We start from the raw sequence: 7,927 nt of genomic DNA on the forward strand, positions 1-7,927 counted from the left end.
TGCATCTCCGGATCGCGTTGCTGCTCTTTGTTCTTGGTCGAGCTGGGTGCCTCAATGATGGTGGCATCGACCAAGGTGCCTTGAGTCATCATGACGCCTGCTTCGGCCAGCCAGCGATTGATGGTCTTGAACAATTGGCGGGCCAGTTGATGCTGCTCCAGCAGGTGGCGGAAATTCATGATGGTGGTGCGGTCCGGCAAGGCGCTATCCAGGGATAACCGGGCAAACAGACGCATGGAGGCGATTTCGTACAGAGCATCTTCCATCGCGCCATCGCTCAGGTTGTACCAATGCTGCATGCAGTGAATGCGTAGCATGGTTTCCAGCGGATAAGGTCGCCGGCCATTACCAGCCTTGGGGTAAAACGGCTCGATGACTTCCACCATGTTTTGCCATGGCAGAATCTGCTCCATGCGGGACAAGAAAATCTCTTTTCTGGTCTGACGGCGCTTACTGCTGAATTCACTGTCGGCGAAGGTAAGTTGATGACTCATGATGAACCCTGTTCCATGGCTCCAGATGACAAACATGATCTCATATCAGGGACTTGTTCGCACCTTCCATAAGGTACAATGCCCGGCCCTCAGTAACGAAACGTCTCATATGTTGCATCAACATACCCATTTAATATTACATCGAAATGGATAAGACGCCTCTACCTTTGTACTTGATTAAAGATAAGAGTTTTACTATTAAAAATTAAATCATTTTAATACAATGACTTATAGTGTATACATCTTAGGTGATAATTAACTAAGGTTAAATAATGAGAATTAATTACAGGTTTATCTGATTAGCTATTATATTTATCCCACAACATCACAAAGGTTTCTGGTTTTTAGGAATTTTGTGATTTACTAAAATCATTTCGCAAGGTTTTGTTTTAGCAAATAGTGCTGTATTTACGTTTACCGTGATGTCTGGATTTGTGTATAAAACTCCTAATATATGGGCTTTTAATCTGAGATAAAGCTCCGTAATACTTATCAACATAACGACATTTACAGTTGGAGATTATTTTTCTATAGGATTTTATAACATTTTTACCACTCGACTGTTATTAGCGAAAACGGATTTCACCACCTGTCGGATTGACACATTTATTTACCGATGAAATATTTATGGAAAATAACAGGGGCATAGTAGATGAAGAGAAAGCCGCTACAGAGTGTTCGTTGCATAAGCTGTGAATTATCCTGTGAATTATTTCCGGATGCTGCCGTACGCGCACAATACTGCCACCGTGCCGCTTTTGCTGTCTGGCCAGAGGGTAATGATTATTTGAAAAAAGGCATTATTGAAAAGCTTTTACTTAATAATCACAATCATTTATCCCATGGATTTATTTTTATCGATTTTTCATTCCCGAATTTGCGTCTGTTCACCGATCCGCAATGGGTGGATCGCCTGACGCAGAGTGGTATGCATATTGTATTGATAGCGGATCGGATCCTGACGCCGTTAGCCAATTACTGGTTATCGAAAAGCAATAAAATTCAAGGGATTATTTATTCCAGTGATAGTGATGAAGTTCAGCATCAGAAAATACGTCGCTTATTCCGGGGGCATCTCGCCAACAGCAAACGTGGGCGTTCATTGAATTATACGGAAATGATATTACTCAAGCGATTTATTTCAGGGATAAGTATTCAGCAAATTACCCGAATAGATAATATTGATGTTAAGAGAATATATGTCTACAAACTTCGACTTGAAGATAAGTTAGGCCTAAGTATTCATAAAATACTCTCTAACATTTTATAGCTGATTCTCATTTTTATTATTTCCACATCATCGCGATGTGGTGGACGCCCTACGCCCGAAAGCAGGAGGCTATTATGAAAAAACCTAAGCATTACTCACGCATTGCTATAGCGGTATCAACCGCGCTAACGTCAATGGTATTTTCAACCCACGCGGCCTGGATTGATATTGACAGTTTGCCTTCCAGTGGACTGGTGAACAGTCTTTCGCCAGAGTTGCAGGCTTTATTTCCTGCACAGGCGAATGCCAGTTTCGCTAAAACCAGCGCTACGCCAAATTATGTTTATCAGTGGAGTGCCGGCACCATTCCTGTTTTTGGCCATGGATTAACGCTGAATGGGCCAGGAGCAGAAGCCTTCGAACACACCATTACCGTTATTCAGAACAGCGCGACGGGTAGCCCGGGCGTTATTTTCGGTGACGACCTGACGATCCGCACACAGTCGAAGAATGCCGCTAATAATGGTAAGGATGTTGATGGTATCCGCACACACGGGGTCAATTCACCGGATAACCCGGTCTTTATCATCACCGGAGATCGCACCAGCATTTATGTGGACGGTCAGGATGGCGACGGTATAAACGCCGGTTACAGCGCCTATAATCAGGGGCAGGGTTGGAAAGGTTCGGCCAACATTTACGTTGGCGACGATCTGTATATTCAAACCACCGGTTATCAGGGGCGCGGTATCACTGCAAACGCGATGAGAGACGAAACGCAGGCCAAAAATACGATTGTCGTCGGCGACCGGGCACACATTGTGACGATAGGTGACAGTTCAGAAGGTCTTCGCACCGGGCAGAGCGGCTCCACGATCCGCCTTGGTGATGGTGCCACTATCGAGACGTCGGGTGCTTCCTCAACAGGGATCTATGCCGCCTCATCTTCCAAAACGGAACTGGGCAACAATGCGACGATTACGGTCAACGGCGTCAGCGCACATGCGGTTTATTCCACCAATGCGACGGTGAATCTCGGCGAAAACGCGACGATCAACGTAAACAATTCGGCCAAAGCGGCGTCATACAGCAAAGCGCCACGCGGCCTGTATGCGGCTTCACGCGGTGCGATAAACCTGGCGGGCGGCGCTGCCATTACCATGGCAGGCAATCACAGCAATGAAAGCTACGCCATCAGCACAGAAACGGGCGGTATCGTCGATGGCTCCGCTGGCGGGCGTTTCCTCATCGACGGCGATCTTCACGCCGCCGGCGCGACTGCCGCGAACAGTAGCCTGCCGCAGCAAAACAGTGCGATTAAACTCAACATGACCGACAACTCGTTGTGGAGTGGGGCGTCATACATCACCAGCGTCACGGCCGGAACGGGCGTTATCTCGCTGCAAATGAGCGATGCGACCTGGAATATGACCAACAGCTCAACGCTCACTGATCTGACGCTGAACGGCGGGTCCGTCGTGAACTTTGGGCATATTGACGGCGAACCGTGGCAGACGCTTACCATTAATGAAGATTTCACCGGCAACGGCGGCAAACTGGTTTTCAATACCGTCCTGAATGACGATGCCTCCGAAACCGACAAGCTGAAAGTGCTCGGCAATACCGCCGGTAACGCGTTTGTGGCGGTGAATAATATTGGCGGAACCGGGGCACAAACTGTTGAAGGTATTGAGATTATCGAAGTGGCCGGTAATTCTGACGGCACTTTTGAGAAAGCGGGCCGTATTGTTGCCGGTGCGTACGACTATAACGTGGTGCAAAAGGGCAGCAACTGGTATCTGACCAGCTTTATTCCTGCTCCGCCGGATCCGGAAGACCCGGACCCGGTCGATCCGCATGACCCTGATCCTGTTGACCCAGACCCGGTAGATCCGATAATCCCTGAGCCGGAAATACCTGTCGCACCTCCGGTCACCGAGCAGCAATACCGCCCGGAAGCAGGTAGTTATCTGGCGAACAACTACGCCGCTAACACGCTGTTTATGACCCGACTGCACGATCGTCTGGGCGAAACGCAGTACATCGACATGCTGACGGGCGAGAAAAAAGTCACCAGTATGTGGATGCGTAACGTCGGGGCGCATACCCGCTTCAAAGACGGTAGCGGGCAGTTGAAAACCCAAAGCAACAGCTATGTGATGCAGCTAGGCGGCGATCTGGCGCAGTGGAGTAGCGACGGCCTCGACCGTTGGCATCTCGGCGCAATGGCAGGTTATGCCAACAGCCAGAACCGCACGCAGTCCAGCCTGACCGGCTACCATTCACGTGGTCAGGTTACCGGTTACAGCGTGGGGCTGTATGGCACATGGTATGCCAATGACGCCGACAAGACCGGCACTTACGTAGACACCTGGATGCTGTATAACTGGTTTGATAACAAAGTGATGGGCCAGGAGCAGGCGACAGAGAAATATAAATCCAGCGGGATAACCGCTTCGGTCGAAGCGGGTTACAGCTTCAAACTGGGTGAAAACGAGCGCAACAGCTACTGGCTGCAACCGAAAGCGCAGGTGGTATGGATGGACGTGCAGGCCGACAGCCACCGCGAAGCGAACGGTACCCGCGTGAAAGACAACACCGATGGTAACCTGATGACCCGTCTGGGGGTGAAAGCCTTTATCAACGGTCACAACGCCATCGACGACGGTAAATCTCGTGAGTTCCAGCCGTTTGTCGAAGCCAACTGGATCCACAATACGCAGACGACCCGCGTGAAGATGGATGATGTGAGCAACGACATGCGCGGCACCAAAAATATCGGCGAGCTGAAAGTCGGCGTAGAAGGGCAAATCACTCCGCGCCTCAACGTGTGGAGCAACGTGGCCCAACAGATCGGCGACAAAGGCTACAGCGATACCCGCGGTATGCTCGGCGTGAAATATAACTTCTGATGTAGTTGCTGGTAATGGAAAAGCCGCTGATTAACCGATCGGCGGCTTTTTTACGTATTAAATAGGATGGTTATGGCAGTTGTTCGGTAAAACCGAACAACTGAAAATGAAAGGCCGCAACGTTATTTTTTGCTATGTGCAGTTCGTAGGCCGGATAAGCGTTAGCGCCATCCGGCATCTGGCTAACCTGTAATTAACGCTTACAGGTTCAGACGTAATTCACTGGAGAGTTGCCAGCGTGCTCTCAATTCTGTTCAGCTTCTGATTTGCCTCTTTCAGCTCATCCTGCAATCGTTGCTCCTGCTCGCCATAGACCATCAGGACGATACAGCCATTCATCACTTTTACGCTAATCTGTTGCCCGGTATCAAACCCCGCTTCACGTAGCCACTTGCCGGAAAGAATAATTTTGGGGGTGGATTTGTCGAAAACATTCGGGCGATATCCCACAATTACCGAACGCTCGGTTCCAGATTGGTCGCTGTCTGGGGTAGAATGCGAATCAGCCATAATCAACTCCTTGATAGTTGGTGAGGTTAGCTCTCGTCGGGTACTGCGAATACCGGGCGAGGGCGTTTATAAGTCAGGTCGTCAGGTGTAAAGGTACGTACCTGATTGGTGATATCTTGCGCTTATAGGTACGTACATGTCAACGGCTAAACGCGACCCAAATCAGTCCAAATCCGGAAAAGCACCGACTTTCCAGATTCGCATTACACCGGAGCTAAAGGCGCAGTTTGAGGCTGCTGCAAAAGCAGAAGGGATGAGTTTGGGGAATTGGCTCAAAACTATTGCAAAAAGAGAATTAGTTAAGAGAGGGATTATCCCAAAAATATAGTCTTTTTGAGGTTGTTTTTTGTATGATAAAGTTGTTAAGGATAATTAATGAAAATATATTTTTCAAATTGGTACGGATTTGAGGAGTTTATTGGGCTTCATCTTCTCCCGGATAATTTAGGATATCCTCAAAGAAAAGAAAAAAGTAATGGTGGGTTAATAATTAACTTTCAGGTTTATTATGTTAAATCAAAGAATATAGCGAAAAAAATAGGAGATATAATGGTATTATCTCCGGATATGCGTAATATGAGGGAGTTTTTCGAAACTAATGGGAGACCAGTTAAAAGAAGAATTATTTTTGATGTATCAAGGCTCTTTCGAACAGATAAGTTAGTGTCAATGCCTAATAATATTGAATATTATAAAGCTGTTTCTAGTTTATTTGAGGAGAAACAAGCATTAGATTTCTTAAAAATATTATGCGATGTTAGCTATTTTAAAGATAATCTAGATGACTATAAGAAGTGGTATGGATTTGAGAGTCGTTTTTATAGAGATAACTCAAGTAGTAAATCTATTATTAAAAATGGCACAAAAATAGCTATTGGTAGTTATGAAATTGATGGGGTAATTAGTATTTCCCTTGATGATCTTGGTGATTCATTTGAACCTTTGCTATTTTCATTCGATAAACGCCTCGAAATTCCTCAAGATATAAATCTTGTTATTGGAAAGAATGGATTAGGTAAGACGCACATACTTAAGGAGGTTTGTGATGTTATTACTGGATTAAAAGCGGCAAAGTCTAAGCCACTATTTAATAAGTTAATTGTTGTGTCATATTCTCCTTTTGAGAACTTTTACACAAATAGAGAGTTGTCTGAGTTATTATCAGTTAAATATGGTGTGGAGGACACTATAAATATGAGTGATAATCCTCTTTCAATTGATGATTATACCTATATAGGATTTAGAAACGCAGAGGGGTATTTTGATCGGAACAGACCTTTTTCATTTTCTGCAAAATGTATTTCTAATGCCATAACGTATGATAGAGATATCGCATGGTGGGCAGAAGGCGATGTAGGAAAAGTTAAAACCATTTTTTCAACCCTCTCTTTGTCGATGAATTTTGATAGCATAAGATTCACAACGATAAAAGGTAAACATATAGATGTGACAATGAAAGGTGAAAAAATAGAGTTCAATGATGAAGATGAGGAAATAAATTATGAAGCAGGAGTTGTGTTTTTAAATAATAATAAAGAAATTAAACTTAGTTCTGGGCAGCAAATATATTCTTATATGATCCCATCTATTGTTTCGGAGATTCAAGATGAGACATTAATCATTATTGATGAGCCTGAGCTTTATTTGCACCCTGCATTGGAGATTGGTTTGATTGAAATGTTAAAAAATGTTCTTAAGCAGAGAAATTCGTATGCAATAATAGCTACACACTCATCGATAATTGCAAGAGAGGTTCAAAGTAAATGTGTTAATGTACTAAAGGAAGCAACGTATGGCACAATGATTGATAAACCAAACATTGAAACCTACGGAGAATCTTTAGAGGAAATAATTGGTGAGATATTTGACGATTATTCTATCAAAAAACCCTATCAACATGAACTGGATAATATTATGGATGAAAGATTAAGTTTAAGTGAAAATTTGAATAATTTGTCGGTTAAGATGGGTGATGAAGGGTTAGTTTATTTAGCCTCAAAAATTTCCGAGATAAAAGAAGACTAAAGTAAGGGGATCTAAATGAAGACTGTAAGTTCTTTACTAACTAAAGATGAAAAAAAATGGCTAGATTTAGCTTTGTCTTGTAAAAAAGCAAAAAAAACGTCTTTACATAATTTGACCAATGATATACTCGGGAAATATAAAAATTATTCATATTTTATTGATGATAAGGAATCTAATCTTCCTTTGAGTATTTTTTCAATTAAGAAAAATGAGAAATTAAAAAACGATTTTATTGATTTATACAACCATCCTACATCAAAGTTAAAAAAAATTTTAATGTTAAAACGACGTGAACATGCTTTAACGTCCTGCCCATATTGTGGTAATCCCACGATTCCAGATACGCTAGATCATTTTATACCAAAAGATTTACTCGCGGAGTATTCAATATTCCCAAACAATCTTGTGCCACAATGCCGAGCTTGTGCCCCAATAAAAAGTAATAAATATTATTCAAATGAAAATAATATGGTTATGTTTGCGCACCCATTTTATACATCTTTGTTAGATGATATTGTCATTGAGATAGTCTCAAATGTAAAAGATGATAATATTATTTTTCAAGTGCAATTTTCCACTCGTTCTCAAAATGAATTAGATAAGTTGATGACGGTATTACATATTAAAGCACTTAAGATTAAAGAAAGAATATTGATTTATTGTGACAAAGAAATTAAAAAGTGGATCCGGAAATTGAGGTGATGCTGCCAACTTACTGATTTAGTGTATGATGGTGTTTTTGAGGTGCTCCAGTGGCTTCTGTTTCTATCAGCTGT

At 43.4% G+C, this 7,927-nt stretch carries 6 protein-coding genes and 1 pseudogene; 5 read left to right on the top strand and 2 right to left on the bottom strand.

Annotated features, from left to right (window positions below; translation table 11 throughout):
* Positions 1 to 494, bottom strand: a pseudogene (locus OGY19_RS17065) (IS5-like element IS5B family transposase); the annotation flags it as partial.
* Positions 495 to 1,146: 652 nt separating this feature from the next.
* On the opposite strand from OGY19_RS17065, the gene OGY19_RS17070 reads away from it, so the two are divergent.
* On the top strand, positions 1,147 to 1,764 hold the full coding sequence (locus OGY19_RS17070) for a transcriptional regulator (RefSeq protein ID WP_048213740.1): 618 nt from the start codon (positions 1,147 to 1,149) through the stop codon (positions 1,762 to 1,764).
* A gap of 74 nt (positions 1,765 to 1,838) precedes the next feature.
* Positions 1,839 to 4,616 carry an intestinal colonization autotransporter adhesin MisL gene (gene misL / locus OGY19_RS17075; RefSeq protein ID WP_115601278.1) on the top strand — a complete coding sequence of 926 codons (2,778 nt, stop codon included), beginning with the start codon at positions 1,839 to 1,841 and terminating at the stop codon, positions 4,614 to 4,616.
* A gap of 219 nt (positions 4,617 to 4,835) precedes the next feature.
* Here the strand turns inward: misL and OGY19_RS17080 are convergent, their stop codons facing one another.
* The gene (locus OGY19_RS17080) at positions 4,836 to 5,126 is read right to left on the bottom strand and encodes a SymE family type I addiction module toxin (protein WP_032950548.1); all 291 of its coding nucleotides are present in this window, start codon (positions 5,124 to 5,126) and stop codon (positions 4,836 to 4,838) included.
* A gap of 136 nt (positions 5,127 to 5,262) precedes the next feature.
* Here OGY19_RS17080 and OGY19_RS17085 point away from each other — a divergent pair, with 136 nt between their 5' ends.
* The 3 genes from OGY19_RS17085 to OGY19_RS17095 are packed head-to-tail and all read left to right on the top strand — an operon-like array spanning position 5,263 to position 7,853.
* Positions 5,263 to 5,454 (top strand): toxin-antitoxin system HicB family antitoxin, encoded by a 192-nt coding sequence (locus tag OGY19_RS17085; protein WP_106902610.1) that lies wholly within the window; start codon positions 5,263 to 5,265, stop codon positions 5,452 to 5,454.
* 47 nt (positions 5,455 to 5,501) lie between these two features.
* Entirely contained in the window at positions 5,502 to 7,151 is a 1,650-nt protein-coding gene (locus OGY19_RS17090) for an AAA family ATPase (protein WP_286596880.1), read from the top strand.
* A gap of 15 nt (positions 7,152 to 7,166) precedes the next feature.
* Positions 7,167 to 7,853 carry an HNH endonuclease gene (locus OGY19_RS17095; RefSeq protein WP_286596882.1) on the top strand — a complete coding sequence of 229 codons (687 nt, stop codon included), beginning with the start codon at positions 7,167 to 7,169 and terminating at the stop codon, positions 7,851 to 7,853.
* Positions 7,854 to 7,927 lie beyond the last annotated feature (74 nt).

This window comes from Citrobacter sp. Cy070 (genome assembly GCF_030332245.1).
Lineage (GTDB): Bacteria > Pseudomonadota > Gammaproteobacteria > Enterobacterales > Enterobacteriaceae > Citrobacter > Citrobacter youngae.